The sequence below is a fragment of the Paenibacillus sp. FSL H7-0331 genome, from assembly GCF_001956045.1.
Genome location: NZ_MRTH01000033.1, coordinates 67,314 through 88,154 on the forward strand (window position 1 = coordinate 67,314; position 20,841 = coordinate 88,154).

Genomic DNA, 20,841 nt, shown 5'->3' on the forward strand with positions numbered 1-20,841 from the left:
CTTTTTCACGGTTACAATTCTACAATCGCCTTAATAACACCATTAGCAGGATCGTACCACTTTTCAAACTCATCAATCATATGATCAAAGCTGACACGATGGGTAATGTATCGATCGATATCAACGGCGCCATCACGAACGGCTTGGATGACGGTATCGAAATCCTCTCGTGTAGCATTGCGGCTGCTCATAAGAGTAAGCTCTTTTTTATGAAAATCCGGGTCATTGAAGGCAATATCGGCTTTGACCAAGCCTACATATACAAGCCTGCCGCCATGGGATACATAGGTGAAGGCATCCATCATCGACTTCGCATTACCAGTAGCATCAAATACGACTGTCGGCAAATCTCCATCTGTTATTTCCGCCAACGCTTCCAAGGGTTGATTCAGCACATTTAACGTATAATCGACCTGCGCCCATTCCTGGCAAAAACGCAATCGTTCTTCATTCATATCCATGGCAATGACTCTCGCGCCCCGCTGCTTGGCCAGTATCATTACACCTAATCCGATGGGTCCTGCTCCAATGACAAGCGCCAGCTCCCCCTGTTGCAATCCCGACCTTCTTACCGCGTGAGCGCCAATGCTTAACGGTTCCAATAAAGCCGCTTGATCAAGGCTAATGCCATCCGTTTTAATTAAATGCGTGGTGGGTACAGCTATGATCTCTCCCATACCCCCATCGGTATGTACGCCAAGCACTTTCATTTGTGTACAACAGTTGGTTTTACCATTCCGGCACGCGATACAGCTTCCACATTCCATATAGGGGATAACCGATACCTGCGCTCCTATTTGAAAATCACTGGAGTCTGATTGCAGGATAGTCCCCGATAGCTCATGTCCAAGTACTCTGGGATACGTAAAAAACGGCTGATTTCCTCTATAAGCATGAAGATCCGTTCCGCAAATACCGATTCTGCGAATTTGTACCAAAGCTTCCCCTTGCCCCCTAACAGGCGGTTGGGCTTCTATCATTTTCAATTCATTGGGCTGCATGCATACAATACTCTTCATCCTCATTCTCCCCTTTACACAATAATATTTTGATTATATTCAGGTCTTCCGCTTGACCAGGTATGATTATGGATGGGCTCCAAAATTTGCAGTACCTCGTGAAGAAGCGCTTCGTCCAGCCGCTCTTCAGTCCACTCGATATTTCTGCGGATATTATCTGAGCTGGCAGTGCTCACTAAGGTAGTAGGAATCAGCTCGTTATGAACGGCATATTGAATGGCTAATTTAGTCATATCTTTCCCCTGTTCCTGGCAGAAGCTGACTGCTCGCTGGCAAACTTCTCGAATGAAATCTGTTGCAGGGTGCCAGGCTGGAATGCCGCGGTCGCCTAACAAACCCATGGATAATGGAGATGCGCTAATCAGACCTACTTCATGTTGATTTAATGTAGGAATTAGTCCTAATAAAGAAGTATCATTCAAGGCATAGTGACAATATGACAAAATCACATCCAGTTTCGCCTTAGCAAGCGTCATTGAAAAAATATCAAGCGGCAAGCCTGATACACCATAATAACGGATCTTACCCTCTTCCTTTAGCTTTTGCAGCGCTGGAATACCTTGCTCCAGAACCACATCCAGTGATTCGAACTCAATATCATGCAGAAGCAAAATATCCACATAATCGGTTTGAAGGCGTTGTAAGCTTTCTTCCAGGCTTTGACGAATTCGTTTTCCGGAAAAGTCGAATTCATCTGCTCCAAAACGACCCGCTTTTGTGGAAAGGATAAATTGATCCCGCGAGACTTCCTTAATGGCTTTACCGAGCACCGTTTCCGCCTTGGTTAAACCGTAATAAGGGGACACATCGATGTAATTGATACCTAAATCGAGCGCAGTATGGACCGCCTTAATACCCTCTGCTTCATTAATATCCCGAAAAACGGACCCCAGTGAAGAAGCACCATAGCTCAGAATCGATACATCCAATCCCGTCTTGCCTAATGCTCTGAATTTCATAAGTTGACTCTACCTCCATTTTGGTTGATTCCATATCATTAACGCAAGGAGCCCCTCAACACGGTTTTGTCTGCGCTTTCAAAGGGAGAAAGAACTCCTTTTCAGCATAACCTTCATCCTTTTCTAATTTAAGATCTGTTCTCATTATAACAGCTATAATTGAACAATAAATCGCATTATTTGATATATTTATACCTGATTTTGATGTAGGATATAACAGAGGTGATTCTAATTAAAGCCATTCGCAAAAAATTCCCTATGTCTGAGCAATTTCCTTTCCAGCTTGTTTTTAAGGATACCAAAAGTCCTCAATCCGAGCTTCCTGATCATCTGCATGATTGGTACGAAATCGTCTATGTCTATAGCGGTAACGGGATGTTTTTCATTGACAGTTCCTTTTACGAGATGATGCCTGGAGATGTGTTTCTCATTCCGCGCAATACGATTCATCGTGCCATGCCGCAAAGAAGCGAGCCTGTTACTTCATCCATTCTTTACTTCAGTTCGGCTATACTTCCCGATCTTTCTCTGGGCGATGCTTTTTCGTTAACGGCGATATTCGAACAGCTTCGCAGCTCCAAGCAGTTCAGGCTATCCTTGGAAGGCACTGATCAAGAGCACATTCAAATGTTAATCGAAGACATCAGGCAAGAATTAGAGGAGGTACAGCAAGGCTCCCGTTATGCCGTCATGCTAACGCTGCACAGAATTATTGTGGCCTTATCACGCATACAAAGCTCCACCTATAGAGAGCCAAGCTCGCTTACGTCGACCAGCTCTACTTGGATGAAGGAAATTGTATCCTATATAGAGCTCAATTTTCATAGCAGCCTGACTCTCTCCTTCTTAAGCCAGAAAGCACATGTAAGTCCTGAGCATTTCAGTCGGGTTTTCAAACAAATGACCGGAATGCCTTTGACCGATTATTTGCATACGAAACGCATTCTGAAGGCTAAGCGTCTGCTAAAGGATACTAACCTCGCCATTGAAGTGCTGGCTGAGCAATGCGGTTTCCAAAGCATGCCCCATTTTCACCGTATATTTAAAAAGATAACAGGTAAAACCCCCGCCGTGTACCGGAGGAGGTAAATAGTTGGGAATCTTAAGTTAACTTCATATTACGCAATCGATTTCTTTCTCGGAAAATACTCAGCAGGATGTCAATACCCGCCATTACAAACCAATAAAGAAGAGCCTCCGTAACTTATCAATGGAAGTGGCACCCCGGTTATTGGCAAACACCCTGTGACAGCTCCAATATTGAACAAAAATTGGATTCCGATCATACTGACAATATCGTAGCAAGCAAAAAAAGAGACTGCCATTTAGCAGACTCTAATGTTGGATGATAGAACTTAACCAAACTTTACACATTTAGTTTTTTGTTCGTATTTGCTTGCAGCTTCGACGATGATCTTAGTTTCCGGTTTTCCATATACGATTGGAAAATCCAGATCATAAGCGTCAACCAAAACCCACTGACCATCAATGCGCCGATAATGTCGGTTGGATAATGCACACCAAGATAAACTCGGCTTATACAAATCATGACAATCATAAAGCTGCTCAGTACGATCAGCAAGCCTCGTCCTAATCTTGTAGAGGTATGACGCCACAGTAGAAACGCCAAGGCCCCATACAATGCAAGGGCTCCCATCGAATGACCACTCGGAAAGCTGTACCCGGTTTCCTCTATCAAACGATATACGCTCGGACGCTCCCGGTGAAAGATCGCTTTTAGAATTTGATTTGCAACAGCGGATCCACCTAATGCTCCAATAAAGAAAATCAGTTCGATACGGTGCCCAAGCACAAAGTATAAAAAAAGCATCACCAAAACAGCAAGAATTATGCAAACCTTGGTCGAGCCTATGGTAGTGAACAATTCCATGAATTTAGTAAGAGCCGGGTGTTCAAAGCTTTGTATGTTACCAGCCAGCTTCAGATCAAAAGAATTTAATGGATATTGGTTGGCTATAAATGCTAATACGCCAAAGCCTATAATCAGCAAAAAGCTGAAGATCATCAAGGTACGCTTAGAACGTTTAGAACGTGTTTTTCTTGGTCTCAATTATAAATCCCACTTTCATCCATAAATGAATACACCATGTAAATCAATCAGTAACACGCAAGTATCCTGTAATCGTTAGGGAATTTGATTCAAATCCAGATGTCCCTGGTATCCTTTCTTCATGGAGAGCTGTAATGTATGGTTGGTCCATTCATAAATATCCAATCCATTTCCTCCTGCACCCAACGACCATCCCAGAACGACCTCGGGTCGACCGTCCTTATTAACATCTGCAAACCCCACATTATCCAGACCGTAACCAGATCCCCAAGTATCCCACACGATTCGCCAATCCTCTTTATATTGCTTTAATAAGGCGGCTTTGAGCTTCTTTTCATTCAGAACGTCCTCTTCGTATACAACTATGGCCTCATTGATCCCGTCTCCATCCATATCTCCGAATACAGTGCCATTGCTCTTTTTTCCATGAACAGAGGCTAATAGCCGTGCTCCGTCAGGCAGTAAGGTTCTCAGGGTTGTACTCCACTTATCCTTTTGGGAAGTCCCTTCAGAGACCGGAGGCTTTATTAAATCGATGGGAGAAGCAGGCATTCGACACCCGCCAAGCCATAATATACTCGTCACGATGAGACCTGTCGAAATCAGCCTATTTACCATTTGTCCCCCTACTCCTCATTGATGACTGTTCAAATTTTATTTTATATTTTTTTTGTAAACAAAAGGTTATGAAAAAGTTAAAATTGATTTCTTATCTACTTGGGAAGAAAAATTTTGACCTTTGTTCCTACTCCCTCCTGACTTTCTATGAGCAGCCGCCCGCCGTGCAGCCTGATGATTTGCTCCGAAATCGATAACCCGAGACCGCTTCCTGCAGCGTGACTGTCTCCCTTGTAAAACTTTTGAAGAACATGAGCTAGGTCTCCCTCAGCAATCCCCTGTCCTGTATCCTCTACGGAAATAATGACATATTCGTGATCCGAGTCAGCGGCCAGCTGAATACTGCCAAGTGGATCTGTAAATTTAAGTGAATTATCTAAAAGGTTAATCAGCACCTGCTTCAGTCTATTTTCGTCGGCTTGAATAACAGGAAGCTTATCGTTAACGTGAACGTACAACGAAATACTTTGTCGAGCAGCCCTCGGAGCCAACTGCTTACCAATATGCTGAATGAATTCCGTCATATGTAGTGGATTACAGTTTAAAACCAAACGTCCATTATCCAATTTGGAAAAATCAAGCAGCTCATCGACCAGCTCGGTTAGTCTGTCTGTTTCCGTTTCGATGATTTCAAGACCATCCTTGAGTAGGGAACCGCTGTCCTCATCGCTCGTCCTTAAAGTTACAGCCCAGCCCTTAATCGATGTTAAAGGAGTGCGCAGCTCATGAGAAACCGATGAAATAAAATCATTTTTGAGCTGATCGTTTTGCCGAATCGTAGCTGCCATCGTATTTAACGTATCTGCCAACGAACCCAACTCATCTCGATATCGTTTCTTGGCTGTCACCGAAAAATCTCCTTCCGCCATTTGATCTGCAGCCAGCTTAAGCTCGGTAATTGAAGTCGTAATAGTCCTGGACAAAAAGATGCCGAGAACGGTGACTATGGCGACAACAAATAAGCCTACAGTAATAAAGAGCGTAAAAATACGGTTGATGGTTTCTGTCATTTCGGTTAGCGAAGTTACAAATCTGACCGCCCCAACGGTGATGTCCTTAGCCTGTAACGGATAGGACACCGCCAATATATTTTCATGCGTGGATAGCTCATTCCCACTCCATATTCCGACCTTTCCGCTGATCGCCGATTGCACATCCTGATATTCGATCAAGCTTTTACCGGCTGGAGTTCCCGTAGAGTCCTGAAGAAGCTGCCCGCTAGAACTTATGATCTGCACTTGTGCAGCGGAATTTTGGGCAAATCCATTCAATAATCGTTCCGATTGTTTCTGTAGGTCTTCATCTGCAAAATATTGATGAAAAAAAGAAGCCGATAATTCCGCTTGATTCATTAGAATCCGTTCCATATTGTGATAATAATAATACTTCACCGAAACCATAAGGAAAATTTCCAGAATGGCAACTGTAATCAAAATAACGATCAGGTAGCTTCCTACTAATCTTTTTTGAATACCCACCCATTCAACCATCCTTTCTCCAACGATAGCCAAGCCCCCATACGGTTTGGATCAACTGTGGCTTGGAGCAATCGTCCTCCAGCTTTTCTCGAAGCCTGCGAACGTGGACATCGACCGTTTTGGGATCGCCCACATAATCCTCTCCCCAAATCAAGTTCAAAAGCTTATCCCTCGATAACGCCTTATCCGGGTTTTCCAGGAATACTTTAACCATCTGATATTCTTTGGGGGTAACTTCGATTAGACTATCCTGTTTAAATAACTTATTGGAATCCAGATCAAGCAGGATCGAGCCTGACTGAAGTATTTTCCTATCAAGTCCCCTAACTTTCTGGGTACGGCGTAATACCGTTTTGATTCTGGCCACAAGCTCCAGTGGATTAAACGGTTTTACCATGTAGTCATCAGCTCCGAGCTCAAGCCCCTTAATTTTATCCTGATCTTGTCCGAGTGCAGTTAATAAGATGATGACGATCTCCGGGTCCGTATTTCTTAGCCTTCTGCACAGTTCGAAACCATCCATATCGGGGAGCATAACGTCCAGTACAACCACATCAGGCCGACTTACAGCAAGCATGCCAAGAGCTGCTTCACCCAAAGCGGCTTCACTGACGCTAAAATGGTTTCTATCCAAATTAATCGCTACAAAACGTCTTATATGATCATCGTCCTCAACGATGAGAACTTTATTACGTTCTAAAGTATCCAACCCAATCCCCCTCAAAAACGCAAACGCTCAGCTCTCTGCATCTAGCATATTGAATGATCGTAAAGATTACGAATATATCCTTCACCGCAAAAAAAGCTCTCCCTTGGATCAGAGAGAGCTGGCTGTTTCATCGATATCTCGTTTCATTATAAATTCAATTAAGCAAACTTACAGCCTCACCTAACGAGGACCTGTCCTTAATATTGAATGGTACTCTTGAAATTATAGGCTGTCAATAGTTACACGGTGTTAAACCCGAATCGAACGATGGCTATCCTTTTACGGCACCGATCAAGACGCCCTTAACGAAATATTTTTGCAGGAAAGGATACACAACCAGCAGCGGAACGATCATTACAATTATACCGGCAGACCGAATCGATTGTGGTGTCAACAGCTCCTGGATATCCTGTGGCTGCAAGTTGTTCATGCTTTGCAGTAAGGATTGGTTGGCGATCATATTTTGCACGAGCACAGCCAGATTGAACTTGTTGGAATCGTTAATATTGATCAGTACACTCTGGAAAGCGTTCCAGTAGCCTACACCATAGAACAGCATCAATGTCGCCAGCACCGGCATGGACAGCGGCAGTACGATTTGCCATAGCAGCCTCCATTCATTGCAGCCGTCCATCTGCGCCGCTTCGCTCATTTCCTCTGGTAATTGCTCAAAGAACGATTTAAGCACAAGCAGGTTATAGGCGCTGATCAAGCCCGGCAGCCAAAGGGACCAGTACGTGTTGACAATTTCGAGCGCACGGTTAACGAGAAAAGCCGGGATTACCTGAATGCCAAACAACATCGTAAACACGATAGCCATTGTAAAAAACTTGCGTGAGTAAAAATAAGGCTTGGACAGCGGGTAAGCCGCAAGAATCGTGAATAGCATGCTGAACAATACGCCGAAACCGGTAATGACTACGCTGTTTTGGAAGCACTTCACAATCGGTGTGCCATCCATCAAAGACCGGTAGGAGTCAAGGTTAACCCCGATCGGCCAGATGCCGACAAACCCTGAAGCCACTGCGTCGTATTCACTTAAAGACAGGGCAACCAGATGCAGCAGCGGAATCAGACAGCTAAGCCCGGCCAATAACAGCAGCGAATAATTGACCGCATATAGCACCTTTTCGCCTAATGACAATCTCATGACGTTATACTCCTTTCCCCGTTACCATAGCGATTGATTAAATTTCTTGGCAGCAGCATTAGCCAGCACGACGAGAACAAGCCCGATCACCGCTTCGAACAGACCCATCGCCGTTGTCAGGCTGTACATCCCGCCTTGAATGCCTACGGTATAAATATATGTGCTAATTACACTAGACACGTCTGAAACGGAGGCATTCTGCAAGTTGTACACCCGGTCAAAGCCAACCTCCATGACATTACCCACCGCAATAATGAGCATTAATGTCATGATTGGCAATATACCAGGCAGGGTGACATGCCAGATTTGCTTTGCTTTGTTCGCTCCGTCAATACTCGCCGCCTCGTACAAATGCGGGTCAATCGAGCTGATGGCCGCTAAATAAATGATTGCGGAGAAACCCGCTTCCTTCCAGATCGACGAACCGAAGAAAATCGCCATCCAGGTATCGACCCTGTACAGAAATTGAATAGGTTCGCCCCCAAATGCAGTAATCACCGTGTTCACGATACCTGCTTGCGCCCCGAACAAGGTCACGACAATTCCCCCTACGATGACCCAAGAGAAGAAGTGCGGTAGATACAGCAGCGTCTGCACCGATTTTTTAAACCATACACGCCGCACTTCGTTCAGCATGACCGCTGCCAATATCGGAAATGGAAAGCCGATCACGATATTGATGAAGCTGAGTATAAAGGTATTACGGATGATTTGCAGTGTTAGAGGGTTTTGGAAGATCATGCGAAAATTATCGAGACCCGCCCACGGACTGCCCCAAATACCCTGCATCAGATTATACTGCTTGAAGGCGATGATACCGCCCAGCATCGGGATATAACGGAAGGTAATAAAAAAAGCGATAACCGGAATGAACATGATTAACAATGGCAGATTACGATTAAACCGTTTACTGGCAAAACCTTTAACGGTAGTGCGATTACCAGCCTGCGGCTGCATAGAGCCAATCACCCGATTTGATTCCATACGATTAGATGTGCCCATCGGGCCTTCACTCCCTTCGAGCTTACTTATCCGAGTACAGCTTCACAGCGTCTTCGCCAAATTTGTATAAATCATCAAGCAGAAACGCCTTCGATTTGTTGGTCTCATACCATTTAGCGTAAAACTCGTCGACCTTGAGGCCGCCTGATTTATCCCATATTCCTTTGGCATCGGCAAGTGCCTGCTCTGCGGTATAACCTCCTCCGCCGACAATCGCTTTGAGCCATATGTCCTTAATTTGCTGCTCCGAATTTTTGACGACAAGGGACAGATCCTGTGGCAATACCGGTAAATACTCAGGCTTCAAGGTCGGTATAGGACGGTCCTTGGATACATATGCGCTGTCTGCTTGCAAAGCCAGCTCCCGCAGCTGCTTGAGTGTTTCCGTGTCCTGTGGCTTCTGTGCGCTGAACGAGCATTTGCCAAATAACAGTGTGGATGCCATCATCCCAAGGTCACCCGTATACGTGATTTCTTTTTTATTCTTCTCGGCATCGATCGGCTTCGGACATCCGACAGCGTCCTTACTCCAATGTGTACCCTCAACACCGCTTTGAATCGTTCTTGCATGGTCCGGCTTGATCATAAAATCCACATATTGCATGACCGCTTTCGGGTCCTTGGCTCCCACATTGATCGCACCGACCATTTGAATCGGGCTGCTAACGACCGGGCTGTACTGCCCGAATTGCGATTTGGGCAGTGTCAGTATCGCGAGCTTACCACCAGGGTTATTTTTCTTGAACGCGTCCAGATCCTTATCATTGATGTCCTGATGCAGATACATGCCCAGCTTGCCAGACAGGAAATCCTGCTTAGCCTTTTCACCGTTTTTATCCGCCAGAAAGTCCTTATCGGCAGTTCCCGCGTTAAACAGCTCTTTCTGGAAGGCAACCGAAGCCTTAATCCGATCCCACTCGTGAATGAACTTATCCCCCTCAAAGCGCCACTGCACCTCGCCAAAACCGAACATATGGGATATGATGGACATCGCATTACCGCTCAAATTAAGCCCGAACGTATCCGCTTTCCCGTTGCCATCCGGGTCCTGTGAGGCGAACGCCTTGGCCACAGTCAAAAACTCCTCGGTTGTCTTGGGTGCTGTTATTCCAAGCTTCTGCAGCCAGTCTTCACGGATATAAATGCGGTGAAGTGCCGATAAAGGCGTAACCTTGCCGATTTCATATATTTTGCCATCATCCTTTGTTCCCAGCTTCTTCAGTTGCGGGAACTGCTTCATTAACTCCTTGTAGCTCGTGCTATACTTCTCAATCACATCATCCAGCGGCATAAGCAGCTTCTGGCTGTACCATTGGTTCCGGTAGCCAGCATCGTATTCCAGAACAAGATCAGGTGCGGTACCGGTAGCAAATAGCGCATTAAATTTCTGAAGTGATTCCCAGCGCGGCACCGGCACATATTTGACATCCACTGGCCCGTTCTTGTTAACCCATTCTACCCAACGATTTCTCTCCCAATTGCCTTCCTCCGGCGGGATGTTGTTGCGATCGTAAATCGATACGGTTATGTTCCCTCGTTTCTCTGAAGTCGTAGCCGCTGCCGGACTGCCTGTTCCGTTGGTGGGTCCCGAATTCGTGCTGCAACCTGCTGCAAATACACCGGTTGCTGCTAATAACAACGTGCCTTTCCTGACCCTTGTTTTCCAACCTTGCTGTGCCATGTCTGGTACTCCCCTTGTCGTCTAAATTTTTACAGCCTCGTTCCTGATTGCACTATAGCTTCCCAACGACCAACAGCGCAATTTACATGTTTCCGACGACTAACCGAATGGTCAAAACCGCGCAACTAGCCAAACATCCGTAATAAACCGAAAAGAAAAAAGCCCGTCATGACAGGCTTTTCTCATACTGCTTGCGATAATCTCCAGGCGTTGTGCCGATAAGCTTTTTGAATGCGCGAATATAGGAAATATCATGAATATAGCCAACCTGGTTAGCGATTTGCTGCAACGATAGTGACGTTTCCTCCAGCAGCCGCTGGCTTCGTTCGATTCGTACGCGCATCATATAATCGACCATCTTCTCGCCGAACGTTTCCTTGAATAGACGACTCACATACTTGCCATTGAGACCGAATAAATCACACAAGTGGGTTAAAGATAGCTCCGTATTGGCATATTCTTTGTCGATATAGGCTCTAACCTGACAGATTAACGTGTAGTGACTTCGTTGCTGCTGCATGTCACGAATTTGGTCCGCGAATGCTGCCAGGATGCTGGCAAGCTGCATCTCTGCATCCTCCACAAGATCAAACGTATCCCGCAGCCGGTTGATTTGCAGTATTGTATCTGTTTTCCATACGTCCTGAATATCTGCTGATAGCTCCATCATTTCCCGATATAAATGATCAATAAATAAGTTCAGAAGCTGTACAAGCTCCTCCCGTGATTGCCTGTTTGCACGCGTTTGCTGAAAAATCTGCTCATAAATCAGTCTCCAGTCCTCGCTGCCTGTTCGGAATACACGGGCAAAATCGCGAATTAGCTGTAAATCCCGATACGATTGTCCTTCTCCTATTCGAGCGTCCTGGTACAAGATTACACGATTTAGCCCCATACTGGCTTTATAGGCCAGAGCTGCTATGGCATCACTGTCGGTAACCGGGATATCGGCAATCTGCTCTACACAGCCACCTACACCTACCGTCACCGTATAATCCAGATTAGCCTGCACCCACGCCCGTACCCGCTCTGCCATTTCCTTGATATGTGCTTCCGCCGCCACCGATTCCTCCATGCTTTGGTACAAACCCGTAAGCTGATGCTGCGCGGTCCACTCCGTCCATACGGTCACACCGCAGGATTCCGCCACCTCTTTAACCACGCTATTCAATACAAATTTGAGCAAATATAAATCGCGCTGAGAATATTTCGCCGACACCTCATAGTACTTATCGATTTCATATACCGCCACTCCAAGCGAATGAAAGGACGTGGGAAGCTTGAGCCGCTCCAGCTCTCTCTCCCATTCATAGATGTCAATCAGACGATAACCCTCCAGCAGCTCGAAGAAAAAATGCTTCCGCCGATATACCGAATCCTCCACATGCATTTTCTCGTAGGTGTTGGACTGCTCAATTAGATCATCCAGCGCCTGCTCGATGAATTTGAACTCATCCTGTCCCTTCTTGGAGAGCTTGCTTCGATGATTGGAGTACAATTGAATGCGGTTCATAATTTCTTGAATCGGCTTGTAATTGCGCCGGGTCGCGTAGGTCATCCATATCGTGCCGGCCATGACAACAATCAAACCGACACCGACCCAAATGTATGAAAATACGGTCGCAACACGGAACGTATGATCATCATAAAAGCCTCCGGTGAATTGCCAACCGGTATAATCCGATACCACCTGAGACAGTTGGGATCCTGGACTATTGTCTTTTCGAGAAGGTGTCGAAATCAGATGCCCGCTGCCATCCTTGATGACTACATAGCTGCTCGATCCGGACATCTCGGCTACCAGCTTGTCAACCTTGGACAAACCGATGTTGACCACGATCAAGCCTTCGCCACCCTGCAGAAGCGGGTACTTACGCACAATCGAGACAACTGGTGCGGGAAACCGCTCCTGATCCTGAAACTCCTTATAGGAGCGTCTGTTGGAAAGCGTATACAGTGTCTCGGCAGCAACGCGGCTTTCCACAAATTCACGATCTCCGAACCGATCCAGCGGCACAAAGGTGTTCGTGCTTAACACCATTTGATCGGAATAACGGTATAAATAAACAGAGTCAACAAAGCTGTCAAATGTGCTCATCTGCGTGAATTTTTTGGATATTTCATATTTATCAAAATAAGATTGCCCATTATCCCCATGGAAAAAAGCCCTCAGCCGCTCGTCGGTCTCGATCTCCTTGATCAGAGCGCTGTCGATTTCCTGCAGGGAATGATCGAATAATTGAATGATATGACGAACAAACTGCTGATTTGCGTTCACCGTTTCCCTTTGGGAAAGCTCACTCAACAGGAGAAACGTCATGATAATCAGCACGGACGTCAGGCTGAAGAAAATCGGAAAATAAGAAAATAGTAGACGGTAGAACCATTTATTTTTCATACGGCCTTCTGCTCATTGCTTTCTCCTGTATCCCAGAGGTTTTTCCATATTATACATGAAGAAGAAAAAAACAGAAAGAGCCTGATTTCACAGGCTTGCTCTGTCCGTGTAACGCTGCCCTGTAAGAGCAGTCGAGCGACTATTCGGCGGTTACCTTAAAGCTGCCAACCAGATCACTTAAATCCTGAGCTACATGACTTAATGAATAGGCAGAAGCTGTAATTTCGTTAACGGAAACGAGCTGTCCGTCTGTTGTGGCTGCCACCGTTTTGGCGGAAGAGGAGGAGGTTCGTGCGATACTGCTCATTACTAGAATAGAGGCGGAAACATGCTGGGAGCTGGCTGCCATTTGCTGTGCCGCCGAGGCTGCATCCTGAATTTTATCAGTTACGTTCTCCGTGGACTGTACAATGATTGAAAAAGAGCTGCTTACGTTTTCGATGGCAGTGATCCCTTGCTCAACAGCGTGTAGTCCTTGCCTCATCGTACCTGCAGCATGCTGGGTATCATTTTGAATTTTATTAATGATGTCCGTAATTTGTTTAACAGCTACATTAGATTGCTCTGCCAGCTTGCGCACTTCTTGGGAAACGACTGCAAATCCACGTCCGTGCTCTCCGGCTCTTGCCGATTCAATGGCTGCATTCAGTGCCAACATAACCGTTTGCTTGGCTATATCGCCGATCAACTTCGTAATCGATCCAATTTCATGAGAATGTCCTTCCAATCGATGCATCTCTTCCCCGGAGCGTCTAACCGAATCACTAATGTTGTTCATAATACCGACAAAAGCTTGCATCGTGCTGTTCCCAGCTTCGGCCTGGCGAGATGTTTCTATAGCCAGCTCTGAGACTTCGGCCGTGGACTGAGCGATCCGCAGCGCGCCCATGGTCATTTCCTCCATCGCCATGCTGGTTTCTGTTGCGCTTTGCATCTGGTTCTCCGACCCCGCAGCTACGATCTGAACGGACTGGGTGACGTGCTCAGCCGCCTTGGCATTTTTCTCGGAGCTTGCCAGAAGCTGTTCAGAGGAAGCAGCTACATGGATAGATGCGCCTTGTATTTGCAACAAAAGTGTCCGCAGATTCAAAGACATCTTGTTCAGGGAATTCACCAACTGACCGATTTCATCGCGGTTGCTCACCTGAAGATTGTTCAGTGTCAGATCACCTTCCGCGATTCGCTGCAGTGCTAACGATACCTGCCTGACCGGATTGGCAAAATGGTTGGATATCACCATCGATAATCCGATGGCTGCCGCTACAGCAATAAGAAGCGTGATGATCGTATCCCTCAGCGCGTTTTGATAAAGACGCTTGCTTTCCTCCGTGGAGGCCATTGCGCCATCATGATTCAGTTGGACTAACAGATTAATCTGATTTTGCATCGTCTGATAAGCACCCTGTGAGCTGGTGAGCATCTTCGTAATTTGACCTGCATACGTGCCAGAGCCTTCTACGAAGTTCACTCTCGTTGACAAGACAAAGGCATCGGAATAATAATCCTTGTAATTCCTCCACGCTTTAGACAAAGCATCGAAATAAGCCTGCTCCTCTTCGGTTCTAATCTTGGTTGCGTATTGCTCCATATTGCCTTCAATCGCGGTGAACAGCTTTCCCGCCTCAGGCATAAACTGCTTTTTGTTGTCCTCATTTGGCTCCATGATCATCGTTGCTTGCAGGGCCAGCATTTGTTCAGCCAGCAAATTGATCCTGTTAATCGTTTCTATACTAAATAACCAGGAGCTCGTGATTTTCTCGTTTTCCTGCTGCATCGACGCTATTCTGCTCATGCTGATCCATCCAAGTACACCTAGAAGTACAATCATTACCAAAAAAGACCCCAGCAGTTTTTTTCTTACGGTGAGTGTGAGAGTCGAAGTTTGAATAGCAGCCCATCCCCTGTCCAACCAACCACGATGTAACCGTAATTCTCTAATCTTCATACATAAATCTCCTCCATCACAAGCTTGGCTTCCTATTAATAACTGTAACGGAGAAATGTCAGATGAATATCAATTTTATTTGTTATTATGATTAATGTAATAGATAAAATCTATATGAACCTATAGAACATCATCGATTGATGAATCTGTTAAACGAATGATAAGAAATCGTTGACTCAATCATACTATTGCATCAGAAATCAAAAGATTGATTCAGGCTTCACTACCAAAATAGAGTATACTAGCATTGTTATTATGGGAAAGCATGGAGAGGAGCAATGACATGAGTCCGATGCAAACTAATGAAGATCAGTTCGCTAGCGTTTATGAACAAATTCCTACCAGCCATTATCTAATTGACAGCCGCAGAGATTCTTATTACACAGGAGATTATAAGCTCGGCCTTAATTTCTACAGCTTCAGTCATAATTTGAGCTCGTGGTTGAATGGAAGCACAGCAGGTGCACCTCCAATCGACACCATGCAGGCTATCCGATTTGCCAAAGAAGCGGGGTTTGATTCCGTGGATATTACCTCGTATTACATTCCAGGGTATGATAATCTCACAATGCCGACCAAATCGGATGAAGAGATTTTTGCCTATGCCCGAAATATTAAGCAGCTATGTGAGGAACTGGGGATCGCCATCAGTGGAACGGGTGTTAAGAACGATTTTGCCGACCCTAGCGAAGCAAGAAGGGCTTTGGATATACAACGTGTCAAGTATTGGATTGATGTCGCTGCCGTCATGGGTGCACCTGTCATTCGTGTGTTCACGGGCGAAATCTCCAAGGACATTTTGAGCACAGACTGGGAAACGATTGCTAAAGAAAGAATTGTGCCCGCTCTACAAGCATGTGCCGATTATGGCGCTCTAAAAGGTGTCAAGATCGGTATGCAAAATCATGGAGACATGACTTCAACAGCCGACCAGGTGATCCGGATTCTCGAATGGGTGGATCACCCCAATATCGGCGTGGTGAATGATACAGGCTGCTACAAAAGATTTGGGGATCGTACCGGAATTGGTTATAGCTGGTATGATGATATCGAAGCCGTGCTTCCCTATACCGTAAACTTTCAGGTCAAGAAAAAACCAACCTCTCCGGATACGGATGTCCAGGTAGATCTTGAAGAGCTGTTTACCCGCATTCGATACAGCAATTACCGCGGACATATTCCGCTCGAGACGCTTTGGGTGAATAGTGATCCCAATCATCCGAACCAGCTCGATGAGCCGCCTTTTGAACAAATCCGTGATTTCCTTGAACAAATAAGAGCCGCTTCAGCAAGCACGAAAACCAAATAATCATAACTATGGAACAAAGGGAGAACAAACGATGAATACTTTAAAAGAACCCCGCAAAATTGCAGGCAGAAATGTGTTCAGTAGCCTGGAAACCGTGGATGTGCAAAGCGGCGAACGCAGTGTGTTGGCCGAATTCGATTTCTTGATTGAGGCTCCTAACTGGACTAACGACCGGAAACGACTCATATATAACAGCTTGGGCCGCCTCTACTCCTTTGACATGACAACGAGGGAAAGTACCGTGATCGATTCCGGATACGCCATTCAATGCAACAACGACCATGTGCTGTCTCCGGATAACTCGAACGTCGCGGTAAGCCATCACACTTATGAAGACGGCCAGTCCCGAATTTACACGTTCCCGTTACAGGGAGGTCATCCAATTCTGGTCACACCACTCGCTCCCAGCTATTTGCACGGTTGGTCTCCTGACGGAAGCACGTTGGCCTATTGCGCAGAGCGCAACGGCGAGTATGATATCTACACCATTCCAACAAACGGCGGCACGGAGACACGATTGACCGATTCTCCCGGACTTAATGATGGCCCGGAATATTCGCCGGACGGCACATACATTTGGTTCAATTCGGTACGGACGGGTCTCATGCAGGTGTGGCGCATGAAGGCAGACGGCAGCGAGCAAGTACAGATGACGTTCGACGAGAGCAATAATTGGTTCCCCCATATCTCACCAGATGGACAATTGGCCGCATTTATCTCTTACCGCAAGGGCGATGTTGCCCCTGGCGACCATCCAGCAAACAAAGATGTAGAAATTCGCTTAATGTCCAGTTCTGGAGGCGAATTTCGTACACTGGTCAAGCTGTTCGGTGGGCAGGGCACCATCAACGTCAATTCCTGGGCGCCTGACAGCAGACAGCTGGCTTTTGTGAGTTACAGACTGAAGGACTAATAACTAATAGGGAAGTGTTCACATGGAAGTGTTTTCTATCGGTTCATGGTCATTCCATGCTTTATTCAAAGCAGGGAAAATCAATCTATTCGGCTATTTAGAAAGCATCAAATACCGCTATCGGCTTCATCATGCAGATATTTGGAGCGGCATGCTGGCATCTACGGAGGAAGGTTACATACAGAGCATCAAGGAAACCCTGGACGAAGAAGGATTGACCGTTGCGAACCTTGCTGTAGATGGCGTCGACATTTGGCATGACGATCCTGACATTCGTGAACAGCGCTATCGCAAGGCGCTCCTATACCTTGACATTGCTCGCAGGTGGGGCGTTCAAACGCTGCGGATTGATATGGGCGTAAATGCACTAGAGCTGACAAATGAACAATTTGAGCTTTGTGTCCAACGTTACCGGGAATACGCGCAGTATGCCCATGACCACGGGTTTCGGGTTGGACCGCAGACTCACCAGAAGGGTTCCCAGGTCCCCCACAATCTTAAACGGCTATGTGCAGAAATATCCTCTCCTGGATTCGGCATTGTACTTAATGTGAGCCGTTGGTTGACAGATCAAGAAATTGGAGACGAAATGGTTGCCCCCTTCACCGCTCACGTTCAGTTCGACCGGGCTTTTGTGGATTTTGCGGGGCAGGGGCTGCTGCAAAAGATACAGCTGTTTCGCCAAGCAGGCTACAAGGGATGCTGGTCCTTGGAGTTCCGGGGCGGCAACAATGAATATCTGGAAGCAGAGCATGATTTATTAACGCTGCGACGTGCTGTAATACAAGCACAGAACAAATATTAAGAAGCTGGTGTAATGAACGCCAAAAAACTGCCGTTACGGTACTAGCGGCAGTTTTTCTTGTCGTTCATGTTCGTCCATCCAGACAATTGTCGGCCACCTTATTTCAGTACAGAATCATAACCCGTTATCGTTTTTGTTTCCAAACACTCCTCAAGACCATGCACGCCATATTCCCTGCCGATTCCAGAATGTTTAAAACCTCCAAATGGTGCTTTCATTTCAAAGCCGGCTCCATTGATGAGCACAACCCCAGCTGCAATGCGGGAGGCTAGTTCATTGGCTTTCTCGATGTTAGAAGAGCTTAAGTATGCCCCTAAGCCATAATCTGTATTATTGGCCATCTCGATGGCTTCGTCTTCTGTGGTATAGGTCAAAATGGACAATACTGGACCGAATATCTCTTCTTTTGCAATAATCATATCTTCAGTAACATGAGCAAAAACAGTTGGTTTAACAAAGTAGCCCCTTTGCAGACCATCCGGATGACCTTCTCCTCCGATGACCAATTCCGCACCTTCTTCAATACCTGACTTGATGAATCGTTGAACTTGGTTATATTGCTTCTCAGTTACAATAGGGCCTAGTATAGTATCTTCATCCCACGGATTACCCACTTTCATTGTTTCAACAGCTTCCTTAGCCAATCGTTTTACTTCTTCAAGTCGATGTTTGGGAACTAGCAATCGTGTCCCCGCAACGCATGCTTGACCATTGTTAGTAAAACATTGTTTAATTGCGGTTGGAATGGCTGTAGAAAAGTCTGCATCGTCCAGAATGATATTGGGCGACTTCCCACCCAACTCCAAAGTCACCCGTTTCATCGTATCCACAGCACCTCTACGGATCTCTTTTCCGACTAGCGTGGAGCCAGTGAAGGATATCATCGCAATATCTGGATTTCGGGTCATCTCAGCGCCAACCGTCTGACCCAAACCATTAACCACATTGATGACGCCGGCAGGAATATTGGCCTTATGGAAGCATTCTGTTATCATCTGCGTCTGGATCGCGCTAAGCTCACTCGGCTTAATCACAACAGGACATCCCGCTGCGATGGCAGAAGCCAGTTTCGCTGTAATTTGCGAATAGCTTGCGTTCCACGGTGTAATAATACCGATAATGCCAATAGGTTCAGAGACAACCTTAGCTTTTCCAATATATTTAACAAATTCAAATTCCTCTAATGCTTGCTTCGTATCCAGAAAATTCGCAGCTGCCAAATGAACACGACCGATTGCCGCGAGTTTGGGAGCACCGTATTCATTAATATTGGCCTCCATCAAGGCATCCGAATATGCCATAATCGCATCGTGCAATCTATGCAGCATCTGGCTCCGTTCCTCTACCGTTGTTCGTGAGAAGGTTTTGAAAGCTTCCTTTGCTGCAGCTATGGCTCGCCGTGCATCTTCAGCATTACCCAAAGTCACGCGACCGATGACTTCTTTAGTCGAAGGATTAATGAGATCCTGTACTTCATTGCCATAAGGCTTAACAAATTGCCCATTTACATAAATCTGATCTATATTTCTCATGAATAAACACCATCCTTTTTATTATCGCGCTTTACGTTCCCCAATTCATGACTTCATGATTAACAAACCGTAATTGGTTTATGCACTTTGTCTTTCTTGCAGCTTTCTTGTTATGGCAAAGGGTATATAACCAATCATGGTTAACCCTAAAACGGCAGCCACCAACATAAAGGTTTCTCTACTAGAGGAAAAATGAAACAGCAATTGAGTTCCTTTCATGAACAAAGGGCTTATGAACTGAAGCGCGTAGATGCATGATAGTAATACTGATATAGCCGACGTTAAACTTCCCTTCGGAACGATTTCTGCCGTCTTATTAAATGTCATCGGAAAAAGCAATCCTTCCGCAAAGCCGATCAAAAATACGGCAATAACTGCTGTCCAGATAGAATGGGCGACACTTATCAATAAAAATCCAACGGCCATCAACATCAATGTGAACGGGACAAGCATCCTTCCGAACACTTGTGTTAGCAAGGTAATGACCAACCCTGCGACAAAAACTCCGATCAATGATAGAGCAGATAGATATCCAACCGCAGATACAGATCCTATCCCGTTATCCGTCATAAATAGCGACAAGTTGGTTGGTATTAGAAAATACAACATGGCGTGTACTCCACCAGCAATCGCAACTACATAAAAGAAGCGTGGCAGCTTTGCTGATGATTCAGCACCTTGTTCATGTGATTGTATAGGAGGGAATTTAGGTAAAAACAATAGGACCAGAATAAGAAGTATCACTGCATAAATATAGGTAAAGAATACTTCTCTCCAGCCATAGGAAGCAATAATCCCCCCGATGGATAGAAATATGGCTCCCCCGATTCCATTGATTGCGGTAACGAAACCATTCATTTGCGTCCTTTCCTTGCCTTGATAGTTTTCTGCAATCAAGGAGTTGAACGTCGGAGAAATCAACCCGATACTGAGACCAAGAATCGCCCGGAACACTAATATCAAGGTGAATGAGCTGGCAAAAGCAGGTCCAATTCCGCCAACAAGGTAAAGCAGCAGTCCAATAATTAAGATGTTCTTTCTTGAAAATCTTTTGGACAGATATCCGGCCATAAATAAAGTCGGCAAAATAAATAGGGAAGATAAGGTCACAACCCATTGAATGAGTAAAGCATTGGTATCGGGAAAAGCAACAGCTAATAGCTTTACCGCCGGTGCAGCAATCATAGTACCAAAAGTTGCAGTTACTGCCAGGCATAATAATGAAATCCTGGATCTTAAATTCATGATATTC

Annotated in this window: 17 protein-coding genes and 1 pseudogene; 4 read left to right on the forward strand and 14 right to left on the reverse strand. The window is 45.7% G+C overall.

Features of this window, described 5'->3' with window-relative positions:
* Positions 1-11 precede the first annotated feature (11 nt).
* A complete protein-coding gene (locus tag BK127_RS31920) occupies positions 12-1,019 on the reverse strand; it encodes a zinc-binding alcohol dehydrogenase family protein (RefSeq protein WP_076236152.1) in 1,008 nt (335 codons plus the stop codon).
* Positions 1,020-1,033: 14 nt separating this feature from the next.
* A complete protein-coding gene (locus BK127_RS31925) occupies positions 1,034-1,978 on the reverse strand; it encodes an aldo/keto reductase (RefSeq protein WP_076236153.1) in 945 nt (314 codons plus the stop codon).
* A 258-nt stretch (positions 1,979-2,236) separates the two neighbouring features.
* On the opposite strand from BK127_RS31925, the gene BK127_RS31930 reads away from it, so the two are divergent.
* Positions 2,237-3,067 carry an AraC family transcriptional regulator gene (locus BK127_RS31930; RefSeq protein ID WP_076236173.1) on the forward strand — a complete coding sequence of 277 codons (831 nt, stop codon included), beginning with the start codon at positions 2,237-2,239 and terminating at the stop codon, positions 3,065-3,067.
* A 13-nt stretch (positions 3,068-3,080) separates the two neighbouring features.
* Here BK127_RS31930 and BK127_RS31935 read toward each other — a convergent pair.
* The 10 genes and pseudogenes from BK127_RS31935 to BK127_RS31980 all read right to left on the reverse strand — a co-directional run.
* Positions 3,081-3,273 (reverse strand): annotated as a pseudogene (locus tag BK127_RS31935) (FtsW/RodA/SpoVE family cell cycle protein); the annotation flags it as partial.
* 71 nt (positions 3,274-3,344) lie between these two features.
* Positions 3,345-4,049, reverse strand: a complete 705-nt coding sequence (locus BK127_RS31940) for a phosphatase PAP2 family protein (RefSeq protein ID WP_256711538.1) — start codon at positions 4,047-4,049, stop codon at positions 3,345-3,347.
* 75 nt (positions 4,050-4,124) lie between these two features.
* Entirely contained in the window at positions 4,125-4,667 is a 543-nt protein-coding gene (locus BK127_RS31945; protein ID WP_076236155.1) for an FG-GAP repeat domain-containing protein, read from the reverse strand.
* 95 nt (positions 4,668-4,762) lie between these two features.
* Complete coding sequence (locus BK127_RS31950) at positions 4,763-6,145, reverse strand: sensor histidine kinase (RefSeq protein WP_083689756.1); 1,383 nt, start codon at positions 6,143-6,145, stop codon at positions 4,763-4,765.
* Positions 6,146-6,149: 4 nt separating this feature from the next.
* Entirely contained in the window at positions 6,150-6,854 is a 705-nt protein-coding gene (locus tag BK127_RS31955) for a response regulator transcription factor (protein ID WP_076236157.1), read from the reverse strand.
* Between the two features lie 271 nt (positions 6,855-7,125).
* On the reverse strand, positions 7,126-8,004 hold the full coding sequence (locus tag BK127_RS31960; protein ID WP_076236158.1) for a carbohydrate ABC transporter permease: 879 nt from the start codon (positions 8,002-8,004) through the stop codon (positions 7,126-7,128).
* A 21-nt stretch (positions 8,005-8,025) separates the two neighbouring features.
* A complete protein-coding gene (locus BK127_RS31965) occupies positions 8,026-9,006 on the reverse strand; it encodes an ABC transporter permease (RefSeq protein ID WP_256711539.1) in 981 nt (326 codons plus the stop codon).
* A 22-nt stretch (positions 9,007-9,028) separates the two neighbouring features.
* Positions 9,029-10,687, reverse strand: a complete 1,659-nt coding sequence (locus BK127_RS31970) for an extracellular solute-binding protein (protein ID WP_076236159.1) — start codon at positions 10,685-10,687, stop codon at positions 9,029-9,031.
* A 166-nt stretch (positions 10,688-10,853) separates the two neighbouring features.
* Positions 10,854-13,085: an AraC family transcriptional regulator gene (locus BK127_RS31975; protein ID WP_076236160.1), complete on the reverse strand. Its 2,232-nt coding sequence runs from the start codon at positions 13,083-13,085 to the stop codon at positions 10,854-10,856.
* 139 nt (positions 13,086-13,224) lie between these two features.
* Entirely contained in the window at positions 13,225-15,030 is a 1,806-nt protein-coding gene (locus BK127_RS31980) for a methyl-accepting chemotaxis protein (protein ID WP_076236161.1), read from the reverse strand.
* Between the two features lie 283 nt (positions 15,031-15,313).
* On the opposite strand from BK127_RS31980, the gene BK127_RS31985 reads away from it, so the two are divergent.
* The 3 genes from BK127_RS31985 to BK127_RS31995 are packed head-to-tail and all read left to right on the forward strand — an operon-like array spanning position 15,314 to position 18,057.
* Positions 15,314-16,339, forward strand: a complete 1,026-nt coding sequence (locus BK127_RS31985) for a sugar phosphate isomerase/epimerase family protein (RefSeq protein ID WP_076236162.1) — start codon at positions 15,314-15,316, stop codon at positions 16,337-16,339.
* A 31-nt stretch (positions 16,340-16,370) separates the two neighbouring features.
* Complete coding sequence (locus tag BK127_RS31990) at positions 16,371-17,252, forward strand: TolB family protein (RefSeq protein ID WP_076236163.1); 882 nt, start codon at positions 16,371-16,373, stop codon at positions 17,250-17,252.
* Positions 17,253-17,274: 22 nt separating this feature from the next.
* Positions 17,275-18,057: a sugar phosphate isomerase/epimerase family protein gene (locus BK127_RS31995; protein ID WP_076236164.1), complete on the forward strand. Its 783-nt coding sequence runs from the start codon at positions 17,275-17,277 to the stop codon at positions 18,055-18,057.
* 98 nt (positions 18,058-18,155) lie between these two features.
* On the opposite strand, the gene BK127_RS32000 is transcribed toward BK127_RS31995, so the two are convergent.
* On the reverse strand, positions 18,156-19,589 hold the full coding sequence (locus BK127_RS32000) for an aldehyde dehydrogenase family protein (protein WP_076236165.1): 1,434 nt from the start codon (positions 19,587-19,589) through the stop codon (positions 18,156-18,158).
* A gap of 78 nt (positions 19,590-19,667) precedes the next feature.
* Entirely contained in the window at positions 19,668-20,834 is a 1,167-nt protein-coding gene (locus BK127_RS32005; protein WP_076236166.1) for an MFS transporter, read from the reverse strand.
* Between the last annotated feature and the right edge of the window lie 7 nt (positions 20,835-20,841).

What these genes read in the sequence shown, in the direction of transcription:
- BK127_RS31920 (WP_076236152.1), bottom strand. Translation starts at nt 1,019, where the DNA reads ATGAAGAGTATTGTATGCATGCAGCCCAATGAATTGAAAATGATAGAA.
- BK127_RS31925 (WP_076236153.1), bottom strand. Translation starts at nt 1,978, where the DNA reads ATGAAATTCAGAGCATTAGGCAAGACGGGATTGGATGTATCGATTCTG.
- BK127_RS31930 (WP_076236173.1), top strand. Translation starts at nt 2,237, where the DNA reads ATGTCTGAGCAATTTCCTTTCCAGCTTGTTTTTAAGGATACCAAAAGT.
- BK127_RS31945 (WP_076236155.1), bottom strand. Translation starts at nt 4,667, where the DNA reads ATGGTAAATAGGCTGATTTCGACAGGTCTCATCGTGACGAGTATATTA.
- BK127_RS31960 (WP_076236158.1), bottom strand. Translation starts at nt 8,004, where the DNA reads ATGAGATTGTCATTAGGCGAAAAGGTGCTATATGCGGTCAATTATTCG.
- BK127_RS31965 (WP_256711539.1), bottom strand. Translation starts at nt 9,006, where the DNA reads ATGGGCACATCTAATCGTATGGAATCAAATCGGGTGATTGGCTCTATG.
- BK127_RS31970 (WP_076236159.1), bottom strand. Translation starts at nt 10,687, where the DNA reads ATGGCACAGCAAGGTTGGAAAACAAGGGTCAGGAAAGGCACGTTGTTA.
- BK127_RS31975 (WP_076236160.1), bottom strand. Translation starts at nt 13,085, where the DNA reads ATGAAAAATAAATGGTTCTACCGTCTACTATTTTCTTATTTTCCGATT.
- BK127_RS31980 (WP_076236161.1), bottom strand. Translation starts at nt 15,030, where the DNA reads ATGAAGATTAGAGAATTACGGTTACATCGTGGTTGGTTGGACAGGGGA.
- BK127_RS31985 (WP_076236162.1), top strand. Translation starts at nt 15,314, where the DNA reads ATGAGTCCGATGCAAACTAATGAAGATCAGTTCGCTAGCGTTTATGAA.
- BK127_RS31990 (WP_076236163.1), top strand. Translation starts at nt 16,371, where the DNA reads ATGAATACTTTAAAAGAACCCCGCAAAATTGCAGGCAGAAATGTGTTC.
- BK127_RS31995 (WP_076236164.1), top strand. Translation starts at nt 17,275, where the DNA reads ATGGAAGTGTTTTCTATCGGTTCATGGTCATTCCATGCTTTATTCAAA.
- BK127_RS32000 (WP_076236165.1), bottom strand. Translation starts at nt 19,589, where the DNA reads ATGAGAAATATAGATCAGATTTATGTAAATGGGCAATTTGTTAAGCCT.
- BK127_RS32005 (WP_076236166.1), bottom strand. Translation starts at nt 20,834, where the DNA reads ATGAATTTAAGATCCAGGATTTCATTATTATGCCTGGCAGTAACTGCA.